Below are 26299 nucleotides of genomic sequence, written 5' to 3'. Positions count from 1 at the left end.
TCTATTCTGGCGAGGTGATGGAAGCCTCTCCGTCTTCCGTTTTACGCTGTGGAGAGCCGTATGCGCTGGCGCTTTCGACAGATCTCTGACTGGGCCGTCTCATGGGCAGGGCATCCTGTGGTCCCTGTCACGCTGGTCGCATTCGCAGTCATATGGACGGCAGTCGGTCTCAGCTTCTCCTTTCCACGCGGGTGGTTTCTGCTGACCAACATGATCGGTACCCTCATTATATTTTTCATTTTGCTGCTGGTGCAGAACTCCCAAAATCGGGACATAATGGCACTGCATGCCAAGCTCGACGAACTGATCCGATCAAGCAAGGCAGGAAACCACTGGATTGCGGTCGAGAAGAAAAACGCCGAGGCAATCGAGGGAATGCGCCGGCAACACCACGACCAAATTTCAAAGACGGCGAATTAGGCGGACGCTGCCTCTGCGGCAGATTTCTCATCCGCCTTTTCCTCGACGCATTCGGCTTTCTCGGCAAGGGTCTTGCTCATTTCCCTGAGTTCGCCCTCCTCCAGCTTTTCGATGCCGACAAACTTGTTGGCCGCCTGACTCGTCAGGATGAGTTCGTCAAGTTTGGCCTGCAGAGCCTTGCCGTCACGGTTCTGGCTGTTCTGCAACACGAACACCATCAAGAAGGTAATGATCGTGGTGGTGGTGTTGATCACAAGTTGCCAGGTTTCGGAATAGCCGAAAAAAGGGCCGGAAACCGCCCAGACAAGCACGAGCGCCAAAGCCGCTACGAAGGTGAACGGCTTTCCCGAGAGATCGGCGACGGCGGTAGCAAAGGAAGAGAAGAAGTTGGATTTGTTCGACATCTGAAAAGCCTCGTTGGGTCGCAGCGTCAATGCTGTCAATCGACAACATCAACTCCACATCCGGGCCGAAGTTCCTGGCGCCGCCGATGTCAATCCAGAGGTCGGACGCCCATCTGCTTGCACCATGGAGAAGACTGCCGCTAAGCTGGATGTCTGATGAGAAAAGTGTCCATGCATTGAGAAGCCCGGTGGCTTGAAAAATATTGTGCACCGCAGCAACCATTTCGTAGACTGACGCGTTTAGTTCAGCATCACCGCCATCCCGGCTGCTGATTGGCGGAGACTTTCATGAGATCTATGTCAGACACCCTCGCACGCCTTGCTGCGCTGCGAGGAACCCTTCGCGCCCAACCCACGCAGGGCAGCCCCGATCTCGTCGCCTTGGACGCATTTGGCTCAAACCCAGGCGCCTTGGGGGGCTACACCTATTTGCCGTCGAAGCGCGGGAAAGATATGGCTCTGGTCGTTGTCCTGCACGGCTGTACCCAGACTGCCGCCGGGTATGATATCGGATCCGGCTGGTCTGGATTGGCCGAGGACTATGGCTTCGCGCTGCTGTTTCCCGAGCAGCGAAGGGCAAACAATGCAAATCTCTGCTTCAATTGGTTCAACCCGGAGGACATTCGCCGGGATCACGGCGAGGTCTTTTCCATTCGCCAGATGATCGCAAAGGTCGTTACGGAACACGGTATCGACAGCAGGCGCGTGTTCGTGACCGGGCTTTCGGCCGGCGGCGCCATGACCGCCGCCATGCTTGCCACCTATCCCGAGGTTTTTGCGGGTGGCGCGATCATTGCCGGCCTGCCATATGCAAGTGCTGCAACCATTCCCGAGGCGTTCGACCGAATGCGCGGCCATGGCGGCCCGACTGCCAAAGAGCTGGAACGGCGGTTGAGAAACGCTTCAGGACACAAGGGCCGATGGCCGACATTAGCAATATGGCAGGGAACAGCAGACAGCACCGTCGTGCCATCCAATGCGAATGCGATCGTGGAGCAATGGAAAAATATCCACGGCGTCGACGCATCGCCGGGGCGCGTCGAAGATATCGGACGACATCAGCGAAAGGTCTGGACTGATGCTCATGGTGTCGAAGTGATCGAGCTCTATACGATTGCCGGAATGGGTCACGGCACGCCTCTCGATGTCGGCACCGGCTACGGGGCAAGCGGCCCCTTCATGCTTGACGTCGGAATTTCCTCGACCGTCGAAATTGCCAGGTCCTGGGGTCTGGTGCCCTCATTTGAAAAACGGCGCAACACGAAAGCCCCTGCTACGCAACCGGAAAACGCTGCAGATCCATTTGGCACGGGCAGCGATCGTGGCGGCATTCAAAAAATCATTGAAGACGCCCTCCGGTCCGCCGGGCTAATGCGGTAGTCGCAAGGCACACGACGGCCATCGGCGAGATTGCCGCTATCGGTTTTGAGACTTGGGCAGTGGTCCGTTTTGATGGCTGAAGACCAGTTCGCTCTGGACATCTTGCTGAAACTGCAGCACCCGCTGACCGACATCGCTCTCCGGTATCCCGGCCGCCAGAAGCTGATCGGCAAGCCTGCGGCATTCGGCCTTCCAGAATTCTATCGCATCTGCGCCATGCCGGCGGCCGAGTTCGCGAGCGCAACGCTCAATATTCGCAGTTCCGGTTCCAGCAGGAAAGGCAATAATTCTGCCTTCATTGGCGCCGGCAGGCCGGCGGGTCATTTCAGTAGCCATCGAACACAGGTTCCTTTGATCCTGTTCGTTGTCTACGAGACTATGGTTAACGCTTTCTATTTGCTGCAGTAAGAAGATCAATCAGGTGGAATTTTGGCGGGCCACTACGTCACCAGACGATCGGATGGGTTTTGCCGGTGAGCACGTTCACGAACCCCTCCCGCGCCAGCTCCGACGGCGCGACCAGGACCCAGCGCCAGGGCGAGCAGGTCAGCGTCGCAAATGACAGGCGTTCGGGAAATCCCGGCCACCATCGAGGTGAGAAGGTCGGCTCGTACATCCAGTCGATCCCGGCGCCGGCCGCATAAAGCGCCTGCATCTCCGCATCCAGCGCTTCAGCCGAACGCGCCGTCATCAGACCACCGACCTCGTAGCGGACACGAGCGAGAATCTTGCCGCCGGATACCAGCGCCCAGCCGCCCTGCTGTTCGTTCAGGGCATTCACGGCCATCGCCATCGCCTCGTCCGATGAGCCGACCGTCCAGATATTATGCTTGTCGTGCCCGAGTGTGGAGGCGAGCGCCGTCTCCGGCGTGCGCGGTCCGGTGCCCAGCCAGAACATCCTGGAGACCTTGGCCTCCCCTGAAAACCGGTCGACAATAGAGAATTTGGTGACATTGCGCGCGGGATCCCGCTGTACGGCGCCGTCCTCCACCGGCAATTCCATGGTGATGAAATCGTCGTGCCAGTGAAACGGCCGCAAAAGTGCTGCGTTGACCGTGGTCCGGTTCGGCGGCGCCTCGATACGGAAATCGTCAGCCGTGACCGTCCTGTCTATTTTCACGGTGCGCGTCGCCCATTGCGGCCAATCGATTTCAGGACGCACGCCAAGGAATGTCGCACCCTCGGACACAGGACGCCCGTCCGCCCATACTTTTTCGATCGACAGGCTGGCGACGTCGCTGAGAAGAACGAAATCGGCGAAACGGCCCGGCGCGATCGATCCGACCCACGGCGTCAGCCGCATATGGCGTGCTGGATTAAGGGTGACGCACTGGATGGCGATCTCCGGCGCAAGGCCGTTTTCAATGGCGAGCCGGACATTGTGATCGGTCGCGCCGATTTTCAGTGTGTCGGAGGCGCTGCGGTCGTCGGTCACCAGAGCGATCTGCGACCAGTCCGTCAGCCCCTTGTCGATCAGGCCGCGGATCACCTCCGGCAGGGAATGCGGCCTGAGCTCGATGAAAAGACCGTGGAGAAGTTTCTGCCAGATCTCATCGAGAAACCAGCCTTCGTGATCCGAAGCGAGACCCGCTGCGGCGAAGGCATTGATCGAGGCCATGTCGCGCAGCCCGGCGCCGTGGCCTTCGACCACGCCGCGCTGCTCAAAGGTCGCGCCGATCATGCCCCATAGCCGATCGTAGGAAGGATTGCCGGGATCGGATATGGACGGCCAGTCCATGACCTCGTCGAGCCCGGCGACCATCAGGCTTTCGGAAAGGAAGGCCTTCTGCTCATCGTAACCGAACCAGCCGCCACCCCATTCATAGGCGGTCGGAGGCACGGCGGAGCCAGGCAGGGGAAAGATCTTCATCGGCGATCCGCGCCGGCGCGCTTCCAGCCAGAATTCCAGATTGCGGGCACCGTTGACGTTGGAAAACTCGTGGCTCGCCTCGCAGGTCCAGGTCACGCCATGCGGCATCACCAGAGCCGCCTCCCATTCGGGCGTCAGGTGGGAGCTTTCGATATGTTTATGCGCCTCGCCGAAGCCCGGCACGGCCGCAAGATCCGGCTCGGATAAGCGCTCGCTCACCTCGCCTGCGTAACTGCCGGCGGGGCCGACATAGGCGATGCGGCGGCCCTTGATGACGATCTCCTGATCGTCGAGCCATGTCCTGGTGTGGACATCGAGCAACCTGCCCACGCGCAACAGCCTGTCGGCGGGTCGGCGTCCGAGCGCCGTCAGCACCAGATCCTGGCGCGTCAGCACCTCGTCGGACGCGTTGATTAGCAGATCATCTGGAAGAGCAGTGCGCGAAGTGGCCATGAATGAAATGCCCGTGAGAAGCTGGAACCGCCGGACCGTAAAGACCACACCCGGATGTGTAAAGCGCTGACGAACCACACGTTTTGTGAGCGGCGACAAGGCGTCGGCAACCGGGAGTTACTGACGGGATCGGTCTGGGAAAATTCCCCGCATAAGAGCGTATTTGCTCAATTATTGAGCTTGCGACCTGACCGATCAAAAAATAGTATCCCTCAAATCCAGGGGGTTGATCCCGATTATCAAATCCGTTTTTCACAGAAGGACATTGCTCATGAAGGCCAGACGTTTTGCCCGAATCCTGTCTCTAGCGCTGCTTGCCGCCGTCGGCAGCACCGTTGCGGCACATGCGCAATCGAAGACTCTGACCATCTCCTGGTGGGGCTATAATGGCGAGAAGATGAATGCGAACATCATCACGCCCTTCAAGAAGATCTGCGGCTGCGAGATCGTGTTCGAGACAGGTAACAATGCCGACCGGCTCAACAAGCTGAAACTGCGCGACGGCAAGGGCGTCGATGTCATCTATCTCACAGACAGCTTCTCGCAGCTCGGCATCGAACAGGGATTGTTCCAGGAAATCGATGCGTCGAAGGTCCCCAACCTCGCTGATATCTACGAGCTGGGCAAGGCGCCTCAGGGCAAATACGGGCCTGCCTACACGATCGGACGCGTCGGCATTGTCTATGACTCCGCCAAGGTCAACCCACCGATCACCGCCTGGGGCGACCTGTGGCGCGAAGATCTGAAAAGCTCCGTCTCCTTGCCCGGAATCACCACTACGGCCGGCCCGCTGGTCGTGCTGGAAGCCGGCAAGCATGGCGGTGCGGATGCCTATGAAGACGCCGACAAGGCCTTTGCGGAAATCGAGGCACTCAAGCCCAATGTCGTCAAGAACTACAACACCGGCTCGGAGCTGGTGAACCTGATATCAACAGGCGAAGTTCGCGTTGCGCTGGCCCAGGACTTTACCCTGGCATCGATGCAGGCGGCCGTTCCGACGATGACATGGGCCAAGCTCAAGGACGGCGACATCGCGACGCTGAACACCGTGAACATCCCGAAGGGTTCCGAAAATGTCGAACTCGCCCATCAGTTCATCAACTTCATCCTGTCCAAAGAAGTCCAGCAGGCTGAAGCCGAACAAGGCGTCGACGCGCCGATCTCGACAAAGGTCAGCCTGACGCCGGACCAGGCGAAGATCTGGACCTATGGCCCGGATATGGTGGCAGGCCTTACCCGCATCGACTATGCCAAGATGAATGCTGCCAAGGCCGACTGGATCGACCGGTGGAACGAAGTCTTCGGTCAGTAAGCTGCGCGATATTCTCGGCCTGAGGCCGGTTTATTGCCTGACCTGGGCCAGACCTAGGCCAGACATGGAAGCGCCGCACGTCCGAATCCGAAATGCGGCGCTCGTGATATCAGGACATGCCACGAGTTTTAAGATGAAGCATTTTGCCAGGTGGGGATTGACGATGCCGGCGACGATTGCCGTCGTTGTGCTTCTCATCGTTCCCGTCGCCATCACCATCGCGGCAACGTTCGCGGAGCCGAAGGGCGTGTTTGCGCCCTATGTGACATTCTTCAGCAGCGGTTTTCGCCGGGCGGTTCTTTATCGGACGCTGGAGGTCGCCCTGGTCACGACGGCGATTTCGCTCACTGTGGGCTTCATCACCGCCTATGTGATCGCGCAAATGCCCGGTCGCGCAAAGAGCATCATGATCATCGCAGCGGTTTTTCCGCTGCTGACGGGTGTCGTCGTCCGATCCTTCGCATGGCTGATCATTCTCGGGAAGAATGGCATCCTGAATGCCATGCTGATCTCGACCGGCATTATCGGGGAGCCGCTTTCGATGCTCTATACCGAAGGCTCGGTCATCGTCGCCATGGTCTATCTCTTCGTTCCCCTGATGATCCTGACGCTGGTCGGGGTGCTTGAAGGCATCCCGCGCGATCTGATCGACGCCTCCGCCTCGCTCGGCGCGAGACCACTGATGACATTCTTTCAGGTGATCCTGCCGCTCGCGACACCCGGCCTCATCGTCGGCGCGGTCCTGGTCTTCACCGGCAGCTTCACCTCCTATGCGACACCGCAACTGCTCGGCGGAGAAAAGCAGATGATGATGGGGACCTTCCTCTACCAGCGCGCCATGGTGACCTTCGATTGGGTGGGCGCATCGACGATCGCCGCCATCATGGTGGTGCTGACGCTCGGCGTCGTCCTCATCATGAGCCGCATCGCACGCCGGCTCAATCCGATGGCGGTATGATGGACAGGCGCGTTCACCCGATCCTCGCCGCCTTTGCGGCCTGCGTTTTCTTCTTCCTGCTCGCACCGCTGGTCATCATCGTGGGTGCGGCCTTCAGCGACACGACCTATCTGACCTTCCCGCCGCAGGGCCTGACATTGCGCTGGTTCGTCAATATCTTCGAGATCGAGGCCTTCCGCACGACCGCGCTGACCAGCCTGCAGGTCGCCTTTTTCGGTACGGCGCTGTCCCTGCTGATCGGTGTCCCGGCGGCCTATGCGATCAACCGCTACCGGGTGGAATTGCCGCGCTGGCTTTCCACCATTTTCGTCCTGCCGATCCTGGTGCCGGAGATCGTCTTCGGATTTTCGCTGATGAAATCGGTCACAATTGGCCTCGGGCTTCCGATCTTCATCAGCCTGCTGGTCGGCCATGCGTTGCTGATCCTGCCCTATTCGGTGCGCGTCGTCGGCGCCAGCCTGGCGGCCTTCGATTTTTCCGTCGAGGAGGCGGCGATCAGCCTGGGTTGCCCGCCGCTGAAAACCTTCCTGACCGTGGTCCTGCCGAATATTCGGGCCGGGGTCATTGCCGCCTTCATCCTCGCCTTCATCACCTCGATCAACGACGTGTCGGTTTCGGTCTTCCTGACCGGGCCGGGCATCTCGACGCTGCCGATCCAGATCCTTGCGCATATGGAACAGTTCTTCGACCCGACGATCGCATCGGTATCGGTGTTGCTGATGTTCGTGACAGTCGGCGTCATGGCCGTCGTCGAGGCCACGCTCGGCCTTACCTTCCTGACAAAGTAGAACGCTCTTGACCGTATCCCTCACCATCGATTCCATCTCCGCCCATTACGGCAGTACCCAGGTGCTTAAGGACCTGTCGATCTCAGTCATGGCCGGGGAGCTGGTGTCCCTGCTCGGCTCCAGCGGCTGCGGAAAGACGACGACATTGCGCCTCGTCGCCGGTTTTCTGCAGCCGAGCAGCGGCAGCATCAAGCTCGGCGAGCGCGACCTCACCGGCCTACCCGCATATGCGCGCGACATCGGCCTGGTCTTTCAGAACTACGCGCTTTTTCCTCATCTGAGCGTCCAGGACAATGTTGCCTTCGGCCTGAGGCAGCGTCGTATTCCCCAGCCGGAACGGGCGAAAAGAACGATGGCCATGCTGGACCGCGTCGGCCTTTCGGCCTTCGCCGACCGGCTGCCGTCGGCCCTGTCAGGCGGCCAGAAACAGCGCGTGGCTCTCGCCCGGGCACTGGTCATCGAGCCGCCGCTTCTGATGTTCGACGAGCCGCTTTCCAATCTGGATGCAAAGCTCAGGATCGACATGCGCGTCGAGATCAGGCAGCTCCAGCGCGCCAACGGCACGACATCGCTTTACGTCACCCACGACCAGGAGGAGGCATTCTCGATCTCCGACAGGGTGGCGATCATGAATGCCGGGCGCATCATGCAGCTCGACGCGCCGGAGGTGCTGTATCGCCAGCCGGCCAACGCTTTCGTCGCCCGCTTCGTCGGATTCGAGAACCTGATCCGCATGAAGGTGACCGCGCGCAACGGCGCGCTTGTGATGGCCGAGACGACCGGCGGAGCGCGGCTGCAGCTGTCACAGGAAACGTTCGGACCGATCAAGGACGACTTCGTGCTGGCCTGCCGCGCAGACGGTCTTGCCGTCAGCCGTGACGGTGGTGGCATCGCGGCCGTGCTCGGCACGCGCACCTATCTTGGCCGGGCCTATCAGTACAAATGCACGACATCAGCGGGAGAGATCACCGCCAATGGGGCTTTGTCCGACCCGCTGGAAACGGGGTCGTCCGCCGTGCTGATACCGCTCGCCGAGCAATGCTGCATTCTCGATCCGGAAGATTGAAACGCTGAGGAGAGACGATGACTAGTGCCATGGATCAAGATATCGATGCCGTTCTTGCCCATGTGGACCAAAGCCTCGATGGTAGCCTGGCGCGGCTTTTCGAGCTGATCCGCATTCCGAGCGTCTCGACCGACCCGGCCTATCGCGATCACTGCCGCACTGCTGCCGAATGGCTGAGCCGGGATCTGGCTGCGATCGGCTTCGAAGCATCGGTGCGTAAAACGACCGGGCATCCGATGGTCGTCGCCCATGAAAAGGCGGCGTCCGGACCGCATCTGCTATTTTACGGCCATTACGATGTCCAGCCGGTCGATCCGCTGGCGCTGTGGACGAGCGATCCGTTCGAGCCCCGCATGGAAGCCTTGCCGAACGGCGATACCGCGATCGTGGCGCGCGGCGCATCCGACGACAAGGGACAGCTGATGACCTTCGTCGAAGCCTGCCGTGCATGGAAGAGCGTCACCGGAAAACTGCCCGTGCAGGTGAGCATGCTGTTCGAAGGCGAGGAAGAGGCCGGCAGCCCGAGCCTCGCACCCTTTCTGGATGCCACGGCAGACGAGTTGAAGGCCGATGCGGTTTTCGTCTGCGACACGGATATGTGGGATCGCGAAACGCCTGCCGTCACGACGATGCTGCGCGGTATCTACACCACGGAAATCGAGGTCACCTGCGCCGATCTAGACCTGCATTCCGGCATGTTCGGCAATGCCGCGCGCAATCCGCTTCAGGTGCTGTCAGACGTGGTTTCGAGCCTACGGCGAGCCGATGGCGGCGTCGCGGTCGAGGGTTTTTATGATGGCGTGAAAGAGCTCCCCGACGCCATCAAGGCGCTGTGGAAAAGACTGCCCTTCGACGAGGAGGCCTTTCTCGGCGATATCGGCCTGAGAGATCCGGCCGGCGAGGCAGGCCGTTCCGTCCTCGAACAGATCTGGGCGCGGCCGAGTTGCGAAATCAACGGCATGAGTGGCGGCTATACAGGCGAAGGCTTCAAGACCGTCATTCCGGCGAAGGCAAGCGCCAAGATTTCGTTTCGCCTGGTTGAAGGTCAAGATCCTCAGACGATCCGTGATGCCTTCCAGCGGCACGTGCGCGCACGTATCCCTAGGGATTGTTCGGTCAGCTTCAGGGATTACGGGTTTTCGCCGGCAACCGTCATGCCGATCGACAGTCCGTTTCTCACCAGGACGCTTCAGGCGCTTTCGACGGAATGGCAATGCGAAGCTGCCCTTGCCGGCACCGGAGGCTCGATCCCCATCGTCGGCGACTTCAAACGCCGGCTCGGATGCGATGCCCTCCTGGTCGGCTTCGCCCGCTTCGACAACCGCGTCCACAGCCCGAACGAAAAATACGATCTCTCCAGTTTTCATAAAGGCATACGATCCTGGGTCCGGATCCTGGCGGCCCTCGCCGACTGACGCTGTAGCACTTTGAATTGCTGCATAATTTTATCCTTCGATCGATTCCGATTTGAGGAATTATGCCGTAGGCTATGGTGCGGCCAGCGCACCCTGCTGATCCTGCAGGCCGAGAATAACGGACAATCCCACATCGACACCGAGGCAGCAGAGACCACCGATGACGATATCAGCTCCCCGCGATTTTCTGAAAAGCCTGTTCGACGCGGCGGTTCGCGCCGCCGATCCGCTGACTGGCATCAAGGCGAACCTGCCTGATAGGCCGAAGGGAAGGACCGTGGTGATCGGCGCCGGCAAGGGCGCGGCGCAGATGGCGCGGGCGCTCGAAAGCGTCTGGGACGGAGCGCTCGAGGGTCTGGTGGTCACCCGCTACGGCTATGGCTGCGAGACACGCGGCATCGAGATCTTCGAGGCCGCCCATCCGGTGCCGGATGCGGCTGGCCTTACCGCCGCAAAGCGGCTGATGGAGACGGTGAACGGGCTGACGGAAGACGATCTGGTGATCGCGCTGATCTGCGGCGGTGGCTCGGCGCTGCTGCCCGCCCCGCCGGACGGGCTGACCCTTGAAGATGAGATTGCGCTCAACGAAATGCTGCTTGCCTCGGGCGCACCGATTTCGGCAATGAATGTCGTGCGCAAGCATCTCTCCACCATCAAGGGCGGAAGACTTGCAGCAGCGACCAAAGCGAGGGTCGTCAGTCTGATCGTCTCCGATATTCCCGGCGACAACCCGGCCCATGTCGCCTCCGGGCCGACGGTCCCTGATGGTTCGACACGGCACGATGCGCTCGAGATCATCAGGCAATACGGATTGCAGCTGCCGCAGGCCGCATTCGACCATCTGAACTCTCCGAAGGCCGATGCACCGCGGCCCGACGATCCGGTCTTCCTACGGCACGCGCATCACATCATCGCCTCCGCCGGCGTTTCGCTGGATGCGGCAGCCGCACTGGCGAAGTCGCAGGGGATCGAGCCGGCGATCCTTTCGGATGCGATCGAGGGGGAATCGCGCGACGTGGCGCTGGTGCATGCGGCGATTGCCCGCGAGGTATCGGGCCGCAACAGGCCGTTTTCCAAGCCGGTCGTCATCCTTTCCGGCGGCGAGACGACGGTGACGCTGAGAGCCAAGGGCGGCAAGGGCGGACGCAATGGCGAATTCGCGCTCGCCATAGCGCTTGCGATCGACGGGCAGGAGGGCATTCATATCCTCGCCGCCGACACGGACGGGATCGACGGCTCGGAGGACAATGCCGGCGCTTTTGCCGATGGCGGCACGGCAAGGCGCCTTCGCGCCGCCGGGCTCGATCCGCGCCGGCTGCTCGACGGCAATGACAGCTATTCGGGCTTTGCGACCACCAGTGATCTCTTCGAAACCGGCCCGACCGGAACCAACGTCAATGATTTCAGGGCTATTCTGATCCGTTAGGATCCGGCGGCGATGGCGGATCAGGTCTTGATCCGCCCCTGCCCGACCAGCCAGCTGACCGATTCCTGCACCGCCTGCAGGGATGTGTATCTTGGGATGTAACCCAGCAGGCGCCTCGCTTTGGCGATCGAGCAATTCGGGCTGCGGGCAATATGCTCCCAGGTCGCCTGCGCATCCTCAGCCGTTTGACCTTCGGCCCAGGCGTCGAATGGCGCGAAGCTGAGCTTCGGCTCGTGCCCGAACCAGTGAGACATTGATTCGGCATAGCCGCGAAGGGTCAATGCCTGCTCCGAAACCGCGTGGAAACTTTCGCCCGTCGACGCATTCCAGTTGGCGATCGCATCCATGAACATCGCCGCCACGTCATCGGCATGGACGTGATGAACGGTCTCAAGGCCGAAATTGGGCAGCGCCAGGACCTCTCCGCGGGCAAGGGTCGAAAAGACCTGCAGGTTGAAATTGCCGGCCGGATTGAGCGGCGCCCAGCCGGGACCAACAATATGGCCGGGATGGATGATGGTTGCCGGAAATCCGCGCAGCCTTGCCTGCTGCAGCAGATAGGTTTCGATCGCCGCCTTCTGCGTGCCGTACTCGCCGAAGGGAAATTTCGGCGCCTCTTCCAGTGTCGGCACGGCTGTCGGCTGGCCGTGCGTCCAGATCGTGCCGGTATGCAGGAAATGACCGACATGCCCCGACAGCGCCGTCACCAGGTGCTCGGCACTTTCCAGCGAGAAGCAGATCATGTCGATGACGATATCGGCTTTCACACCACGCACGGCCGGGCCGAAATCACCCGTCCGCTCCATGGCTGTCCGATCCATCTGACGCTGATCGACGGCAGCCCAGGCGTGGTTTGCCGTATAAGGCTTTGCCGTGCCGCGGCTGATCGTAACGACGTCGTGGCAGGCTTCCACCAGACGGGGAACGAGATAGGTTCCGACATGGCCCGTTGCCCCGATTACCAAAACCCGCATCATCGCTCCTCCCTTTGCATTCCCGTGTCGAATACGCTGCGCTTAGCTGATCCTGCAAGCAGACTTTTCGTGATCAATTCGGCTCAACCAGGCCTGCTATTCCTGAAAACAAGGCAGGTGCCGCCCTGTTTGCGGATCTGGTTGCAGAGGTCGTTGGCTTCCAGGCGTGTCTGCCGGCCGATGCGGGCAGCATAACGCGGGCGAAAACCAAAGCTGCGATCGCGCTGGCGCAGGATCAGCGGCTGCTCCGCATTCAGGGGCGCGGGCAGATCCTGCACTGCATCGAGAAACATGCGCCTGACTACCGCGACATTCGCATTCGCCGCAAGTTGGACGCCCCAGGGCGCCCATTCACCCTCCTGACGCCAGGGCGTGTCCTTCAACGTCCGTCTCTCCGCAAGCGCCACGCAAGCATCGAGGAAGGACTTGTCCTTGTCGAGCGGGGCAGCCGCATCTTCCGGAGGATTATCCTTCCATTCCTCGATGGTATGCGCGGTGATTGCCAGGACGTAACCGCGTGTCTCGTAAGGTAATCTCCCTGACGTTAGGTAAGAGGAAAGTCCGTTTTCGCCAGCATTATAGGCGGCGGCGGCAAGGCCGAGATTGCCGAAACGATTGCGCAATTCGTCGAGATATTGAGCCGATTTCCGCAGGGCTTCCAACACCTGGTAGCTGTCTTCAAGACCGCGCAGTTTCGCCGTTCCGGGCATGAACTGCGCAATGCCCTGCGCTCCTTTGAAGCTGACTGCATCGGGGCGAAAGGTGCTTTCCCGCCAGATGAGACGGGCGAAATAATCCGGCGGCAATTGATTGGCGCTGGCGAAATGCTCGATCGCGACGCAAAGGTCTCGATTGAAACTGTCCTTACGGATGCAAAGCGTCTCACCCGATTCCGACGCCGAAGTCCCCGAATAGAGACAGGCCGGCGCCCCAGCGCTTCCTTCCGGCTGGGCCCTTACCGTGTCTAGTTGGGAAAACAGAAGGCAGAGCGAAAGCATGGCTTTCGCCGATCTCCTCCCCATGTCGGACTGACATTTCCGGCCTATCATCGGATCTCGGCGGGTTCGAACTTCCATCGCGACGCTGAATTCTCAATACCATCGATACGGGTAGGAAGCTTCCCCCATTTCCCTCTCTGCACCAGGTTTCTAATTTCGCCAGCAATTTTGGAACAGATATATTCGACCTGCCACGGTCGCAGCGTCATCCTCTTCACCAGGACTATCTAAGCGAACGAGGATAAGCAGATGATTGATCTCCACTACTGGCCGACGCCGAACGGCAAGAAGGTTTCGATCTTCCTGGAGGAAACCGGCACGCCCTACCGGCTGGTGCCGGTCAATATCGGCCGGGGCGACCAATTCAAACCTGATTATCTCAAACTCAACCCCAATCACCGCATGCCGGCCATCGTCGATCACGAGCCTGCCGATGGCGACGGTCCGTTGAGCGTGTTCGAATCCGGCGCGATCCTCTTCTATCTCGCCGAGAAGACCGGTAAATTCTGGCCGCAGGATCTGCGCGGCAAATACGAGGTCACGCAATGGGTGATCTGGCAGATGGCGAACCAGGGGCCGAAACTCGGCGAAGCCGGTCATTTCCGTCGCCTTGGCGATCGCGAAGGCGACCAGTCCTATGCGGTGCGGCGCTTCACGGACGAAGCCAACCGCCTCTACGGCGTTCTCAACATGCGGCTTCGCGACCGGCGCTATCTGGCCGGTGAGGAATTCACCATCGCCGATATCGTCAGCTATCCCTGGACCGTCAACTGGCAGGCACAGGGTCAGGACATCGACGAGTTCAAGCATTTCAAGCGATGGTTCGAGGAGGTCGGCGCACGGCCTGGTGTCCAACGCGGCCTGGCGGTCGGCGCCGATCTTGGCACCGACAACAGTAAGCTCTCCGAAGAGGAGCAGGCGCGCATCCGCAAGATCCTCTACAACCAGCGCGCCCTTCCCGTTCCGGATTGAGCATCGGCTGCGATAGCTCTTGCACCGTCATTGCGGCAAAGGATATCCATAGTGACAACCGGGCCCGCAGCCAGCCAAAGGCCGGTTCCCGCTTCGCGTCGTTGCAGATCACCTGCCCGCGGATCTTGACGGTTTGGGCAGCAGCTGGCGTTGCGACTTGGGGTGTGGCCAGCAATGACGAGACCTGTAATCGGCATCATCGGGAACGCCCGCATCGTCGAAAGCCGCTTTGCGGCCCAGCTTGTCGGAGAAAATAATCTGCGAGCAGTGGCCGATGTTGCCGAAGCCTTGCCGCTGATGTTTGCCGGCAATCCTAAACTAGCCGATATCGCGGATCTGCTGGCTGTCGTCGACGGCATTCTGCTGACGGGCGCCAGAGCTAATGTCCATCCCAGCCGCTTCAACATGGTGCCTGATCCCAAGCACGAACCTTACGATGAAGATCGTGACGGGCTGGCGCTACCATTGATTGAAGCCTGTGTTGCGCAAGGCGTTCCTGTTTTCGGTATATGCCGCGGTTTTCAGGAAATGAACGTCGCCGCCGGCGGCTCGTTGCATCCTGAAATCCGGGAATTGCCAGGACGCATGAACCACCGAATGCCGCGCCTGGAGACCGGCGAAATCCATCCCGACCCCGCCATCGTTTTCGGCGATCGTCACGATGTTCGACTTATCCAGGACGGGATGTTTGCGCGCATTCTCGGCCGAGAGACGATCCGGGTGAACTCGCTACATGGACAGGGCATCCTCGAACTTGGCGAGAGGGTCGTTGCCGAAGGAATTGCCGAGGACGGGACGATCGAGGCGATACGGTTCAAAGACGCGCCGGGATTTGCGCTCGGCGTGCAATGGCACGCCGAATACGATCCCCAAACCAACCCTGTGAATCGTGCGCTGTTTCAGGCATTCGGCGACGCGGTGAGAGCCCGCAAAGCCATCACCTAAGGTTCGATCGGTTACGGCCGACACTTCACCGCTATCAGCACCACAAAGAAAAGCCGCCGCGAAGATGTTTTCGCGACGGCTTGTAGAGGTTCGAGAGCCGGGATCAGGCCGTCGGCTGCTTGGTCTTCCTGAGATAGGGCAGAACCGTATCGAAGGCGCCGAAACGCGTGATCGCGTCTTCGTTGGACACCGCGGCAGTGATGATGACGTCATCACCCTGGTTCCAGTTCGCCGGTGTGGCCACCTGGTGCTTGGCCGTCAGCTGGATGGAATCGATAGCGCGCAGGATCTCATTGAAATTGCGGCCCGTCGTCATCGGATAGGTCAGGATCAGCTTGATCTTCTTATCGGGACCGATGATGAAGACCGAACGCACCGTCGCGTTGTCGGCAGGCGTGCGGCCTTCCGAGCTCTCGCCGGCGCCGGCCGGCAGCATGTCGTAAAGCTTGGCGACTTTGAGGTCCTTGTCACCGATCAGGGGATATTCAACGTCGAAGCCGGTGGCGGTCTTGATGTCGTTCTTCCACTTGGCATGGCTTTCCACAGGATCGACGGAGATTCCGATGATCTTGGCGCCACGCTTGGTAAACTCCCCCGCAAGGCCGGCCATGGCGCCGAGCTCGGTCGTGCAAACCGGCGTGAAATTCTTCGGATGCGAGAACAGGACGGCCCAGCCGTTGCCGATCCACTCATGGAAGCTGATCGGTCCCTGGGTGGTGTCGGCGGTAAAATCGGGGGCAATATCGTTGATGCGTAAGCTCATGGTCGGCCCTCCAAAGCCTTGTGTTCAATGTTTTTGGTCTCAAATCGAGGCCATGGGATCCGTCCGCCGGAAGCGGTCGAGAGATTGCGGTCAACAGGATCGCACCGGCCGAAGGTAAAGACTTCCCATTCCTGGATTTTAGTAAGTTATATATCACGATCACCGAAGGCATGCTCTTTCGATTTCCGGCCTGCTCCGGCATTATTTTTCCGGCAAGTGCGCGCGATGAAGAGACCGATGGTTTTCCATCGGTCCCGTCAAAAGCTGCAGGCGAACCGCCCTGCCTCTTGCTCAGGCGGCCTGGACGGATTTGATCCTGTCGATGCCACCGACAACAGGTGCGAAATCGTCCCACACACCCTGGGCGCCCTTCTGCCATTCCTCGAAGGCTTCCGGCTTCAAGAGCTTTCCGCCATGGCCAAGCGCCGTCTCAACAGATTTGGCTTCGTCGTCGACGATCAGCTGGTTGAAATAGGCGGCCCCTTCGCTGGAAGCCTGCTGGAACACCGCCTTCTGCTCGTCGTTGAGGCCGGCCCAGAAGGTCGAGGCATAATAGATGACGCCGGATGCCCAGATGTGGCCGGTCTCGGTCATATCGGGCACGACCTCATAGAGCTTGAAGCCGGCATAGGCCGATTTGGTCAGATCCATCGCGTCGGCGACACCGGTTGCGAGCGCATTATAGGTCTCGGTGATCGGAATGCCGATCGGCGTCGTGCCGAATGCGCTCCAGAGCTTGGTGTGCAGCGGGCTCTGGATGACACGGATGCGCTTACCCTTGAGCTGCTCCGGCCGCGTCACCGGTTCCTTGGTCAGGAGATGGCGGGCGCCGTAATTGATGAAATCGCCGACGACGAAATTCTGCGCCTGCAGTTTCTGCTTGAGATCGGCGCCGACATCACCACCAACGGTCCGGCGCACGTGGTCGGCATCGCGGAAGAGGAAGGGCAGATCGAGGATCTGCAGTTCCGGTGCCCAGCCGGAAAGCGACGAGACCGTCGAGAGACTGGCCTGGATGGAGCCGAGGCGCACGCCCTCGGCCACCTCCTTCTCGCCGCCGAGCGCACCGTTCCTGACGATATTGAACTTGAACTGGCCCGGCAGCTTCGCTTCGACCAGTTCGCCGATCTTCACCCAGATCTTCGTTTCCGGCTTGTCGTCGCCGAGCAGCGAAGCGATCGTGATCGTCGTCGTGCGGGCGGCGGCGGTGCGGACGAAAGCGGGCGCTGCAAGCACCGTTCCGGTGAGAGCAGCGGTCTTCAGGAAATGGCGTCGATTGAAATTATCCATGGGGTTGTCCTGTTTACGAGAAGATGATGGCCCAGGCGCAAAGGATTGCGAGCGAGACCAGGAGAGCGAGCAGATAGGGAACCACCGCCCGGAAGAGTTCCGAGGCGGGAATGCGCGTGACGCCGCTGACGACGAAGATCAGCATGCCAAGCGGCGGCGTCAGTCCGTGGATCATCAGGTTGACGACGATGATCACCCCGAACTGAATGGGATCGATGCCGGCGGCAACAGCTGCCGGCAGCAGGATCGGGCCGAACAGCAGGATCGCAGCGCCGATATCGAGAACAAGGCCGACAACCAGCAGGATGACGTTCGACAGCAGGATGACCGCAAGCGCGCTGCCGCCGAGTGCCGTCGTCAGATGCGAGATCAGCCCGGACACGTCGTCGACAGCCAGCAGGAAGGCAAAGGGGCCGGCTGTGCCGATGAGGAGACCGATTGCCGCCGCTTCAACTGCTGCCTGGCGAAAGGCGGCATAGAGCGAGAGAATGCCGAGCCGCGCGCCGATGCCGAGCAGCAGCGTGTAGAAAGCAGCAAGCGCAGCCGCTTCCGTGGTCGTGACGATGCCGATGCGGATGCCGACGACGACGATGATGCCGAGCCCGAAGGCTGGGATAGCCTGGACTGCCGATTGCCAGCGCTGTCTCGCGTTTGCGCGCGGCAAAGGCACTTGTTCGCTGACCGTCAGATGGATGGCGACTGCCAGGCATATGGCCATCAGCCCGCCGGCAAAGAAACCGCCGACGAGCAGCGAGCCGACGGAAAGATTGGTCGCCGTCGCAAGGATGAGAAATGCGATCGACGGCGGGATGACGTTGTCGAGAACCGATGTCGAGGCGATGATCGCCGCCGCCTGCGCCGGCCGATAGCCGTGTTTGACCAGTTCGGGCTGGAAGGTCGACGCGCCGAAAGCGGCATTTGCGACCGACGAGCCGGAGGCGCCGGAAAAAAGGACGCTGGTCAAGAGCGTCGTCTGCGCCAGCCCTGCCCGGCGATGGCCGACCATGGCGGCGGCGAAGCGCACGAGCTGGTTGGCGACGCCGGAGGCCGTCAGCAGGCCGCCGGCAAGCAGGAAGAAGGGAATGGCGAGCAGCAGGAATTTCGAGATGCCGGTGACGGTCGCGGAAACGATCGCCGGCTCCGGCAGGCTGCTGCCGAAGGCGATGACGACATAGGCTGCGGCAAGAAAGGCGTGCGGCAGCGGCGCAGCAAGCACGAGACCGATTGCCGCAATAAGTCCGAGGAAGATGCTCGGCGGCCAGTCGAGATCGAGCGCGACATGCGGGATACCGGCATAGAGCGCGACCCCCACGGCAAGCGAGAGAGCAGCCGGCAGGAGCTTGCCTTCGGCGATGCGCTGCAGAAGCAGCACGACGAGGATCAGCGCGCCGCCGGCGCCGAGGAAGCCGAAGCGGATCCATTCCGGCACGCCGAGCGTCGGCGAGACACCGCCGAGCATCGTCATGATCTCGCTGCCGCCAAAACTCAGGATCAGCGCCGAGAGCACGGTGAAGACATCGGCGCCGATCCGCGAGACCTTCTGCAGGCCTTCCGGCAGTATCCTGACGAAAACGTCGAGGCGCATGGCAAGCGCGCTGTTGAGGCTGAGCGGCGCGCCAAGGGCGATCAGGCCGACATGCAGCCAGATGCCGAGATCCTCGGCACCGATGAAGCCGGCGCTGAAGAAATAGCGCAGGCAGACTGTGACGAGCACCATAAAAAGCAGCACGGCGAGAACAAGTGCCGCGGCAATGCCGAGAATCGCCTCGATCGCCCGCAGCAGGCGCGCTGCCACCCCGGTGTCCGGAGCGGCCTGTTCGATCGGATGAAATTCACTGGTGGCCACGAAACTTACCTTCTGGCGAGAGGATCAGGCATTCTTGACGGTCGAAAGATCGCGATCGAAGAGCGTCGACCAAGTGTAGTTGCGCGCCTTCGAGACCTCCCTGCTGACATCGAGCCGCGGCAGCACCTTTTCGCCGAAACGATAGGCTTCCTCAAGCAGCGGCATGCCAGAAAGAATGAAAGTATCGACACCAGCCTTCTGATAGGCTTCGAGCGTGCGCAGAACCGTATCCGGAGAGCCGACGATCGCCGTGCCGGGGCCGGGCCTGACCAGGCCGATGCCGGCCCAGAGGTTCGGTGCAACTTCGAGATCGCGCAGATTTTCCGGCTTCAGGCCGCCGTGCAAGGCCGTCATGCGCTGCTGACCGACGGAATCGCTTCTTGCGACGAAACGCTGGTTGGCGGTGATCGCCGCATCATCCATGCGGCCATAGAGATCGGCCGCCGCCTCCCAGGCCTTTTCGTCGGTGTCGCGAACGATGACGTAGAGACGGATGCCATATTCCAGTTCACGGCCGTAGTGGGCGGCCCGCGCCTTTACCGCTTCGACCTTCTCGCCGATCTGGGCGGGCGTCTCGCCCCAGGAGAGATAGGTGTCCACATGTTTCGCCGCGACTTCAAGCGCCTTATCCGAGGAGCCACCGAACCAGAGCGGCGGCGGTGCGATGCTCTCGCCGACCGGCAAGGCGAGCTTGGCGCCGTCCGTCGAGAAATACTTGCCCTGATGGGTAACGCTCTCGCCGGCAAAGAGCCGGTGCCAGAGCTGCAGATATTCGTCCGCCATGTCATAACGCTCGTCATGCGGCAACATCATCCCGTAAGCGCCGAGCATCTTGGCGTCGCCGGAGACGACATTGATCAGCAGCCGGCCGCGGGCGAACTCCTGGAAGGTCGCCGCCATCTTGGCAAGCAATGTCGGCGCGACGAGACCGGGATGGATGGCGACGAGAAATCGCAGCCGCTCGGTGTGAGCAAGCAGCGCACTCGCCAGCACCCAGACGTCGTGGGCGCCGGTCGCAAACAGGGCGCCGGTGTAACCCAGATGGTCATAGGCCTGGGCAAGCTGCTTGTAGTAGCCGTAGTCGACCTGACGTGAGCCTTCCGGCTGCCAGGGATAGGCGCCGTCGGGTGCGCACATGTACCAGAAAACGTTCATCTCCCGATTCCTTGTTATTTCGTCATTTCCGGGCGTTTCAGCACGATGGGCTTGGCGAAGTGGCCGTGACGCAGCAGCGTGTCGGCCTCTTCCTGTTGTTCGGCAATGATCTCGTCGTCGATCGGAAACACCGTGAAGTCGCGCGAGCGCACCACCTTTTCCCAGGCATCGATATCCGTTCCGCCGCGGTCGCCAGATCCGCCGCGGTCGCCCGATGCAAGAAGTCTGGCAGCAGTGCGTGGATCGGCAGCGATCTCGTTACCGATCCGGCTGAGTTCGGAGACGACCGCCCGAATTTCCGCCGCCGAAAGGCCGTTCCGCTCCAATGTCCAGAACAAAGAACGGTTGGGAATGGCCGCGCCGCAACGGACGATCAACCTGACGTCGTCGCGCTCCAGCGCCTTTTCGAGACGCGGCGACATGGCGACCCAGGCATCGACACGCCCTTCGAGCAGATCGGCGAGCGAGTCGCGCGCGCCGCTTTCGACCCGCTCAACATCGGGCAGGCTCATCCCCTCACCTTCGAGGCTACGGGCCAGCAAATAGGTGTGAAACGAACCGTCGACCAGCGAGATCCGGCGGTCTTTCAGCTCAGCGACGGAGCCGATCGGACTGTCGCTCCTGACGAAGATAGCGCCGTTGGCCGGGCGCGGCGCGGAGGCAGCGATATATTCGACGCCGAGCCCGCGCATATCCGCCTCGATCGGCGGCGTCGAGCCGGTGCCGCCGAGATCGATGTCGCCACTTTCCAGCAGCGCCGCGGTATCGCGGCCTTCGGCATAGGAGACGAATATCGGCTGCAGATCGACAAAGGCGCCGGGCCAGAGCCGCGCGAGACGAAGATGCAGGTTATTGGGATGAACACCAATTTTCATTCTGTGCGACCGATAACGTGGCTCATAGCAGTCAATTTACTTTTTTATAAATTGATTGCGAGGAAGCGATTGTCGTCAGCAGGAGAAAATCGCCTTTGAAATCCCATAAAATCGATAGGCAATGAAATCTTTTACCAGATCGAGCGAAGTGAGCGAGCCGGAGTTGAAAATTCAGCGCCGTCACTTTACTTTTTTATAGAACCTTCAAGGACGATACCGTTGACGAAGCCCGTTTCCTCAAGAGTCTGCCGCGATGTCGGCGCAGCCAGCGAATTGCTGAAGCTGATCGCCAATGCCAACCGCCTGGCGATCGTCTGCTATCTGATGGAGACGGAAGCCCCGGTCTCGGCGATGGAGGACGAACTCGGTATCCGCCAGCCGACGCTTTCCCAGCAGTTGAGCGAGCTTCGCGAGGCCGGTGTGATCGAAGGACGCCGCGACGGTAAGGCGATCGTCTATCGCGTCATTGACCCGCGCGTCGAGACGATCGTGCAAACTCTGCGGGACATGTTCTCTGGCCTCGACGATGTCACCGGGCGCTTCGGAATGACGAAGCTGCCGGTCGACGAAATGATGTTCGATTGAACCTGGGATGATCGACCTCTATACTTGGATCACGCCGAACGGGCTCAAAGTATCCATCGCACTCGAAGAGTTTGGCCTTTCCTATCGCCCCCATGCGATCGACATCACCAAGGGGGACCAATTCCTGCAGGATTTTCTCGCCATCAATCCGGGCAGCAAGATTCCTGTTATCATCGATCACGAGACCGGCATTACGCTTGCCGAATCCGGCGCCATCCTGCTCTACCTCGCCGAAAAGGCCGGCCGCTTCCTACCCCGGCAGGGTGCCGCCCGGCATCACGCGATCGAATGGCTGATGTGGCAGATGGGGGGTTCGGGCCGACGCTCGGTCACGCCCATTATTTCCTGACCTACAACAGCGGCGAAGCGCCATTCGCTGAGGATCTCTTTCGCAGGGACACCCGCCGCCTGTACGAGACGCTGAACGCGCGGCTCGAAGGCCGCGACTATCTCGTCAACGCAAGATCGACCTGAATGCTTTCCCTTATGTTAGGCAATGGTATCTCAGGCTTGCCGCACGGCCACAGCTCAAGCGCGGTTACGCCATTCCTCATTTCACATCCGAAATACCGCAGCCGTGAAGAGACCTTGCCCGGCAGCAATTCTTCGCCGAATTTCGCCAGCTAAGCTACGTGGCGCATTGATTTCGCCCGAAAGTGCGGCAGTTTGATTATTTTTTGCGCACACCTATTTGTGCACACTTTTCAGGCGAACGCCTTGCCAAAATTGCTGCAGTGCGTCATGAATAGACAATGACTCATCTCGATCTGACAATTCTGGTGATCGACGAAAATGCCATACGCGCCTCCATCATCGAAGAAGGACTGCGCGAGGCAGGGCATGTGCGCGTCACCGTGGTCCACGAGGTCAACGGCATCGCGCGAATCATCGAAACGCTGATGCCCGACGTGATCATCATCGATATCGAGAATCCCAACCGCGACATGATGGAGCATCTGTTCCAGCTGACGCGCACGGTCAGCCGCCCGATCGCCATGTTCGTCGATCGCTCCGACACGGCCTCGATCGAGGCTGCCGTCGATGCGGGCGTCTCGGCCTATATCGTCGACGGATTGAAGAAGGAACGCGTCAAACCGATCCTCGACATGGCCGTCAGCCGCTTCAATGCCTTCAACCGGCTACGGCGAGAGCTTGCCGATGCCCGCTCCGCGCTGGAGGAACGCAAGCTGGTCGAGCGCGCCAAGGGCATATTGATGAAGATGCGCGGCCTGTCGGAGGAAGAGGCTTTCGCCCTGCTGCGCCAGACAGCGATGAACGAAAAGAAGAAGATGTCGGAAATCGCCCAGAGCGTCGTCACTGCCGCTGGGCTGTTGATGTAATGGCCGACCTGATGAATTTCCGGAGGAAACCGGAGTGGATATGATGACAACGACCTCCAACTCCGGCGGCGAGCTGCCCTCGCCCGTGCGGGTGAACAACGAAGGACCGAAAGTGCTGCGGGCCGGTTTCATTCCGCTCGTCGATGCATCGGTGCTGATTGCCGCCGCAGAATTCGGCTTCGCGCGGAAGGAAGGCCTGACGCTCGATCTCGTCAAGGACGTCTCCTGGGCGAATGTGCGTGACCGCCTGGCATTCCGCCAGTTCGACATTGCCCACATGCTGTCGCCGATGCCCGTCGCCTCCATGCTCGGCCTCGGCTCCAATCCCTCACCGACGATCACGCCATTTTCGCTGGGGCGCGGCGGCAACGCGATCACGCTGTCGACGCGGTTCTTCGACAGGATGCGGAATGACGCGGGATTGCCGGAAACGGCAAGCGCGCTCGACAATGCCCGCGCCCTGGCAAAAATATTGGCGGCAATGAAGGCCCGCGGCGAGCCGCTGCCGACTTTCGGGGTCACCTATCCCTTCTCCTCGCACAATTACGAATTCCGCTACTGGCTGGCGGCCGGCGGCATCGATCCCGACAAGGACGTCAGGCTTGTCGTGGTGCCACCGCCCATGACTTCGGATGCGCTGGCAGCCGGTGCGATTGACGGTTTCTGCGTCGGCGCGCCGTGGAACATGGTCGCTTCAGAGCGCGGCGTCGGCCGCATCGTCGCCGCCAAACAGGATATCTGGCCGTCGGCACCGGAAAAGGTAATCGGCATGCGGCCGGACTGGGCGGAAAGCCATCCGGAAACCGTTTCCCGGCTGATCGTGGCCCTCGACGCGGCAGCCCGCTGGTGCGACCGGCCGGAAAATCACGACGCGCTGGCGGCAGCTCTAGCCGACCCGCGCTATATCGCTGCCCCCGTCGAGATTATTCGCCGTGTGCTCGCCGGCGAATTCAGCCTCGACGCAAAAGGTAACCGCCGCATCATCACCGATTATTTCATGTTCCATTCCGGCTTCGCCAATTATCCCCGGCCAAGCCATGCGCTGTGGATTTACAGCCAGATGATCCGCTGGGGACAGGCCGAGGTCAGCCTTAACATGGCAAGGGCCGCAGCATCCGCCTACCGCCCGGATCTCTACCGGACGGCTCTCGGCGACGGCAACGCACCCGACGATGCCGATATCCGCATCGAAGGCGGCGACGAGGGCGACCGCTTCATGGACGGCCACGTCTTCGACCCGGCTAGGTTGCCTGATTATGTCGCAGGCTTTGCCGTTAAAAGCGCCCTGCCCTTCATGTCCGACGACGAGGCCTGATTGACGCCGGCCTGCACAAAACGCCAGCAAGGATCTGCCTGCCTCACAACAAGCGCACAAAAGATTTGCACGACTGATGGCGGCCTGAAAAACATGCATCCGTCAGATTTTTGAATAATATGATTTACATTCAAGGGCTTGTACAAGTGACAACAAACTGGCACGCGGTTTGCATTGTCATTATTGCACCGGTCAATGGCGATCAGCGCAGAATGAGCGCGCGATAGGCGCTCATAGGAGACACAGAGGTTACCCCTTCAGATCGAAGATGTAATCTAAGCTTGAGCAAGCCGGCACGGATTGCTTCCAGGCAACAGGGCTAGAAGGCCCAAGAATTCGGCGTCCAACGGCGGGCGCCACCAGCAAAGCCGCTGATCAGGATATTTCGCGCACCTCGTGTATGCGCGTCCTGACCAGCGGCTTTTTGTTTTAACCCTCAGCGATGGATCGGCACGACCTTGTCGGGCCCCGGAGAAGTTATGTCTGTCATCGAGAAAGCACATCCCATGTCGGCCGGCGAACCAGCCAAAGCATTGTGGATCTCCACTGTAGCCTTCACCCTCTGTTTTGCCGTGTGGACGATCTTCGCGATCATCGGCATTCGCATCAAGCAGGATCTCGGGCTGAACGAGGCCGAGTTCGGATTGCTGGTCGGCACCCCCGTGCTGACCGGCTCGCTCGTGCGCATCGTCCTTGGCATCTGGACGGGGCGCTACGGTGGCCGTCTCGTTTACACGCTCACCATGCTGGCCGCCGCATTGGCGACTTTCCTGCTCTCCTACGCCCAGACTTATACGCAGATGTTGATCGCCGGCCTTGGCGTCGGCCTCGCCGGCGGCTCCTTCGCGGTCGGTGTCGCCTATGTCTCGCCTTTCTTCCCGGCTGAGAAGCAGGGAACCGCGCTCGGCATCTTCGGTGCCGGCAATGTCGGCGCGGCTGTGACCAAATTCGCGGCGCCTTTCGTGTTGCTCGCATGGGGCTGGCAGGCGGTTGCCGAGATCTGGGCCGTCTGTCTGGCACTGATGGCAATCGTCTTCTGGTTCACCACGACCGATGATCCGGCCTACCGTCTCCGCCGCGAACGCCGCGTCGCCACCAAGAGTTTTGCCGAGGAATTCGCGCCGCTGCAGAACGTTCAGGTCTGGCGCTTCTCGCTTTACTATTTCTTCGCCTTCGGCGGTTTCGTCGCCCTGTCGCTGTGGCTGCCGCGCTATCTGGTCGGCGTCTACGGCTTCCACCTGGAAACCGCCGGCATGATCGCGGCCGCCTACTCCATCCCGGGCAGCATCTTCCGCGCCTTCGGTGGCGTGCTGTCGGACAAGAAGGGCGCGCGCAGCGTGATGTATACGATGCTTGCCGTATCGGCCGTGGCCACCCTCATCCTTTCGCTGCCGGCTGCTTCTGGGGCCGGGACAGGTCCGGCCTTCGGTATCACCCCCGTCATCTTCATCGTCGTCATCTTCGTGCTCGGGTTCTTCATGAGCCTCGGCAAAGCTGCCGTCTACAAGCACATTCCGGCCTACTACCCAGAAAACGTAGGCGCAGTCGGCGGCATCGTCGGGATGATGGGCGGCCTTGGCGGCTTCATCCTTCCGATCGCCTTTGGCCTCCTCAAGGACATAACCGGCCTCTGGTCCAGCTGTTTCCTGCTGCTCTTCGCGATCGTCGTGATCTCTCTCATCTGGATGCACCTGTCCGTCAAGCAACTGTCGCGCCAAGGGCACTCGGCGCCCCTGGCTGCAACCTGAT

Annotated in this window: 24 protein-coding genes and 1 pseudogene; 15 read left to right on the top strand and 10 right to left on the bottom strand. The window is 60.7% G+C overall.

The window, feature by feature from the left end; translation table 11 throughout:
* Positions 1-60: 60 nt before the first annotated feature.
* Positions 61-420, top strand: coding sequence for a low affinity iron permease family protein (locus AB8B31_RS08465; RefSeq protein WP_018241772.1), 360 nt, complete (start codon positions 61-63; stop codon positions 418-420).
* Here the strand turns inward: AB8B31_RS08465 and AB8B31_RS08460 are convergent.
* Entirely contained in the window at positions 417-824 is a 408-nt protein-coding gene (locus AB8B31_RS08460; protein ID WP_018241771.1) for a low affinity iron permease family protein, read from the bottom strand. The genes AB8B31_RS08465 and AB8B31_RS08460 overlap by 4 nt on opposite strands.
* 288 nt (positions 825-1112) lie before the next feature.
* Here AB8B31_RS08460 and AB8B31_RS08455 point away from each other — a divergent pair, with 288 nt between their 5' ends.
* The gene (locus tag AB8B31_RS08455) at positions 1113-2204 is read left to right on the top strand and encodes an extracellular catalytic domain type 1 short-chain-length polyhydroxyalkanoate depolymerase (RefSeq protein ID WP_018241770.1); all 1092 of its coding nucleotides are present in this window, start codon (positions 1113-1115) and stop codon (positions 2202-2204) included.
* Positions 2205-2240: 36 nt separating this feature from the next.
* On the opposite strand, the gene AB8B31_RS08450 is transcribed toward AB8B31_RS08455, so the two are convergent.
* Both AB8B31_RS08450 and AB8B31_RS08445 read right to left on the bottom strand, forming a co-directional pair.
* Positions 2241-2540: a DUF6074 family protein gene (locus tag AB8B31_RS08450; protein WP_018241769.1), complete on the bottom strand. Its 300-nt coding sequence runs from the start codon at positions 2538-2540 to the stop codon at positions 2241-2243.
* 109 nt (positions 2541-2649) lie between these two features.
* On the bottom strand, positions 2650-4527 hold the full coding sequence (locus AB8B31_RS08445) for an adenine deaminase (RefSeq protein WP_245268225.1): 1878 nt from the start codon (positions 4525-4527) through the stop codon (positions 2650-2652).
* A gap of 271 nt (positions 4528-4798) precedes the next feature.
* On the opposite strand from AB8B31_RS08445, the gene AB8B31_RS08440 reads away from it, so the two are divergent.
* The 6 genes from AB8B31_RS08440 (at position 4799) to AB8B31_RS08415 (ending at position 11492) form a co-directional block, all read left to right on the top strand.
* Positions 4799-5839 (top strand): ABC transporter substrate-binding protein, encoded by a 1041-nt coding sequence (locus AB8B31_RS08440; protein ID WP_166480296.1) that lies wholly within the window; start codon positions 4799-4801, stop codon positions 5837-5839.
* 133 nt (positions 5840-5972) lie between these two features.
* Complete coding sequence (locus AB8B31_RS08435) at positions 5973-6797, top strand: ABC transporter permease (protein WP_018241766.1); 825 nt, start codon at positions 5973-5975, stop codon at positions 6795-6797.
* Positions 6794-7585 (top strand): ABC transporter permease, encoded by a 792-nt coding sequence (locus AB8B31_RS08430; RefSeq protein WP_018241765.1) that lies wholly within the window; start codon positions 6794-6796, stop codon positions 7583-7585. The genes AB8B31_RS08435 and AB8B31_RS08430 overlap by 4 nt, the downstream gene beginning before the upstream one ends.
* A gap of 7 nt (positions 7586-7592) precedes the next feature.
* On the top strand, positions 7593-8651 hold the full coding sequence (locus AB8B31_RS08425) for an ABC transporter ATP-binding protein (RefSeq protein WP_018241764.1): 1059 nt from the start codon (positions 7593-7595) through the stop codon (positions 8649-8651).
* 17 nt (positions 8652-8668) lie between these two features.
* On the top strand, positions 8669-10066 hold the full coding sequence (locus AB8B31_RS08420) for a dipeptidase (protein ID WP_018241763.1): 1398 nt from the start codon (positions 8669-8671) through the stop codon (positions 10064-10066).
* Positions 10067-10226: 160 nt separating this feature from the next.
* On the top strand, positions 10227-11492 hold the full coding sequence (locus tag AB8B31_RS08415) for a glycerate kinase type-2 family protein (protein ID WP_018241762.1): 1266 nt from the start codon (positions 10227-10229) through the stop codon (positions 11490-11492).
* Positions 11493-11512: 20 nt separating this feature from the next.
* On the opposite strand, the gene AB8B31_RS08410 is transcribed toward AB8B31_RS08415, so the two are convergent.
* Complete coding sequence (locus tag AB8B31_RS08410) at positions 11513-12469, bottom strand: NAD-dependent epimerase/dehydratase family protein (RefSeq protein WP_018241761.1); 957 nt, start codon at positions 12467-12469, stop codon at positions 11513-11515.
* 80 nt (positions 12470-12549) lie between these two features.
* Positions 12550-13542: a lytic transglycosylase domain-containing protein gene (locus tag AB8B31_RS08405; protein WP_205928198.1), complete on the bottom strand. Its 993-nt coding sequence runs from the start codon at positions 13540-13542 to the stop codon at positions 12550-12552.
* A gap of 171 nt (positions 13543-13713) precedes the next feature.
* Between AB8B31_RS08405 and AB8B31_RS08400 the strand changes: the two genes are divergently transcribed.
* A complete protein-coding gene (locus AB8B31_RS08400) occupies positions 13714-14436 on the top strand; it encodes a glutathione binding-like protein (protein WP_018241759.1) in 723 nt (240 codons plus the stop codon).
* Positions 14437-14610: 174 nt separating this feature from the next.
* Positions 14611-15381, top strand: a complete 771-nt coding sequence (locus AB8B31_RS08395; RefSeq protein WP_018241758.1) for a gamma-glutamyl-gamma-aminobutyrate hydrolase family protein — start codon at positions 14611-14613, stop codon at positions 15379-15381.
* A gap of 103 nt (positions 15382-15484) precedes the next feature.
* Here AB8B31_RS08395 and AB8B31_RS08390 read toward each other — a convergent pair whose 3' ends face one another.
* The 5 genes from AB8B31_RS08390 to AB8B31_RS08370 all read right to left on the bottom strand — a co-directional run bounded on the left by AB8B31_RS08390 (position 15485) and on the right by AB8B31_RS08370 (position 21310).
* Positions 15485-16144, bottom strand: coding sequence for a peroxiredoxin (locus AB8B31_RS08390; RefSeq protein ID WP_018241757.1), 660 nt, complete (start codon positions 16142-16144; stop codon positions 15485-15487).
* 291 nt (positions 16145-16435) lie between these two features.
* Positions 16436-17434: a TRAP transporter substrate-binding protein gene (locus AB8B31_RS08385; RefSeq protein WP_018241756.1), complete on the bottom strand. Its 999-nt coding sequence runs from the start codon at positions 17432-17434 to the stop codon at positions 16436-16438.
* Positions 17435-17447: 13 nt separating this feature from the next.
* A complete protein-coding gene (locus AB8B31_RS08380) occupies positions 17448-19280 on the bottom strand; it encodes a TRAP transporter large permease (protein ID WP_018241755.1) in 1833 nt (610 codons plus the stop codon).
* Positions 19281-19304: 24 nt separating this feature from the next.
* Positions 19305-20435: an LLM class flavin-dependent oxidoreductase gene (locus AB8B31_RS08375; RefSeq protein ID WP_018241754.1), complete on the bottom strand. Its 1131-nt coding sequence runs from the start codon at positions 20433-20435 to the stop codon at positions 19305-19307.
* Between the two features lie 14 nt (positions 20436-20449).
* The gene (locus AB8B31_RS08370) at positions 20450-21310 is read right to left on the bottom strand and encodes an ABC transporter substrate-binding protein (protein WP_018241753.1); all 861 of its coding nucleotides are present in this window, start codon (positions 21308-21310) and stop codon (positions 20450-20452) included.
* A 219-nt stretch (positions 21311-21529) separates the two neighbouring features.
* Here AB8B31_RS08370 and AB8B31_RS08365 point away from each other — a divergent pair, with 219 nt between their 5' ends.
* From AB8B31_RS08365 to AB8B31_RS08345, 5 genes and pseudogenes are all read left to right on the top strand, one after another.
* Positions 21530-21895: an ArsR/SmtB family transcription factor gene (locus AB8B31_RS08365; RefSeq protein WP_018241752.1), complete on the top strand. Its 366-nt coding sequence runs from the start codon at positions 21530-21532 to the stop codon at positions 21893-21895.
* 7 nt (positions 21896-21902) lie between these two features.
* Positions 21903-22476 (top strand): annotated as a pseudogene (locus AB8B31_RS08360) (glutathione S-transferase family protein).
* Positions 22477-22647: 171 nt separating this feature from the next.
* Positions 22648-23235, top strand: coding sequence for an ANTAR domain-containing response regulator (locus AB8B31_RS08355; RefSeq protein ID WP_018241751.1), 588 nt, complete (start codon positions 22648-22650; stop codon positions 23233-23235).
* 34 nt (positions 23236-23269) lie between these two features.
* Positions 23270-24550 carry a CmpA/NrtA family ABC transporter substrate-binding protein gene (locus AB8B31_RS08350; RefSeq protein WP_018445684.1) on the top strand — a complete coding sequence of 427 codons (1281 nt, stop codon included), beginning with the start codon at positions 23270-23272 and terminating at the stop codon, positions 24548-24550.
* Positions 24551-25029: 479 nt separating this feature from the next.
* Entirely contained in the window at positions 25030-26298 is a 1269-nt protein-coding gene (locus AB8B31_RS08345) for an MFS transporter (RefSeq protein ID WP_018241749.1), read from the top strand.
* Position 26299 lies beyond the last annotated feature (1 nt).

Origin of the sequence: Rhizobium sp. 62_C5_N11_2 (assembly GCF_051811185.1) — a bacterium.
Taxonomy (GTDB): Bacteria; Pseudomonadota; Alphaproteobacteria; order Rhizobiales; family Rhizobiaceae; genus Rhizobium; species Rhizobium leguminosarum.
The sequence above is the reverse complement of the archived record's forward strand: the minus strand, read 5'-3'. Positions and strand labels throughout refer to the sequence as shown.

Excerpts from the sequence above, each read along its gene's own strand:
- AB8B31_RS08385 (WP_018241756.1), bottom strand. The coding sequence starts at position 17,434 with ATGGATAATTTCAATCGACGCCATTTCCTGAAGACCGCTGCTCTCACC.
- AB8B31_RS08370 (WP_018241753.1), bottom strand. The coding sequence starts at position 21,310 with ATGAAAATTGGTGTTCATCCCAATAACCTGCATCTTCGTCTCGCGCGG.
- AB8B31_RS08450 (WP_018241769.1), bottom strand. The coding sequence starts at position 2,540 with ATGGCTACTGAAATGACCCGCCGGCCTGCCGGCGCCAATGAAGGCAGA.
- AB8B31_RS08400 (WP_018241759.1), top strand. The coding sequence starts at position 13,714 with ATGATTGATCTCCACTACTGGCCGACGCCGAACGGCAAGAAGGTTTCG.
- AB8B31_RS08445 (WP_245268225.1), bottom strand. The coding sequence starts at position 4,527 with ATGGCCACTTCGCGCACTGCTCTTCCAGATGATCTGCTAATCAACGCG.
- AB8B31_RS08440 (WP_166480296.1), top strand. The coding sequence starts at position 4,799 with ATGAAGGCCAGACGTTTTGCCCGAATCCTGTCTCTAGCGCTGCTTGCC.
- AB8B31_RS08355 (WP_018241751.1), top strand. The coding sequence starts at position 22,648 with ATGACTCATCTCGATCTGACAATTCTGGTGATCGACGAAAATGCCATA.
- AB8B31_RS08435 (WP_018241766.1), top strand. The coding sequence starts at position 5,973 with ATGAAGCATTTTGCCAGGTGGGGATTGACGATGCCGGCGACGATTGCC.
- AB8B31_RS08420 (WP_018241763.1), top strand. The coding sequence starts at position 8,669 with ATGACTAGTGCCATGGATCAAGATATCGATGCCGTTCTTGCCCATGTG.
- AB8B31_RS08460 (WP_018241771.1), bottom strand. The coding sequence starts at position 824 with ATGTCGAACAAATCCAACTTCTTCTCTTCCTTTGCTACCGCCGTCGCC.
- AB8B31_RS08345 (WP_018241749.1), top strand. The coding sequence starts at position 25,030 with ATGTCTGTCATCGAGAAAGCACATCCCATGTCGGCCGGCGAACCAGCC.
- AB8B31_RS08455 (WP_018241770.1), top strand. The coding sequence starts at position 1,113 with ATGAGATCTATGTCAGACACCCTCGCACGCCTTGCTGCGCTGCGAGGA.
- AB8B31_RS08375 (WP_018241754.1), bottom strand. The coding sequence starts at position 20,435 with ATGAACGTTTTCTGGTACATGTGCGCACCCGACGGCGCCTATCCCTGG.
- AB8B31_RS08415 (WP_018241762.1), top strand. The coding sequence starts at position 10,227 with ATGACGATATCAGCTCCCCGCGATTTTCTGAAAAGCCTGTTCGACGCG.
- AB8B31_RS08430 (WP_018241765.1), top strand. The coding sequence starts at position 6,794 with ATGATGGACAGGCGCGTTCACCCGATCCTCGCCGCCTTTGCGGCCTGC.
- AB8B31_RS08395 (WP_018241758.1), top strand. The coding sequence starts at position 14,611 with ATGACGAGACCTGTAATCGGCATCATCGGGAACGCCCGCATCGTCGAA.
- AB8B31_RS08390 (WP_018241757.1), bottom strand. The coding sequence starts at position 16,144 with ATGAGCTTACGCATCAACGATATTGCCCCCGATTTTACCGCCGACACC.
- AB8B31_RS08410 (WP_018241761.1), bottom strand. The coding sequence starts at position 12,469 with ATGATGCGGGTTTTGGTAATCGGGGCAACGGGCCATGTCGGAACCTAT.
- AB8B31_RS08465 (WP_018241772.1), top strand. The coding sequence starts at position 61 with ATGCGCTGGCGCTTTCGACAGATCTCTGACTGGGCCGTCTCATGGGCA.
- AB8B31_RS08405 (WP_205928198.1), bottom strand. The coding sequence starts at position 13,542 with ATGGAAGTTCGAACCCGCCGAGATCCGATGATAGGCCGGAAATGTCAG.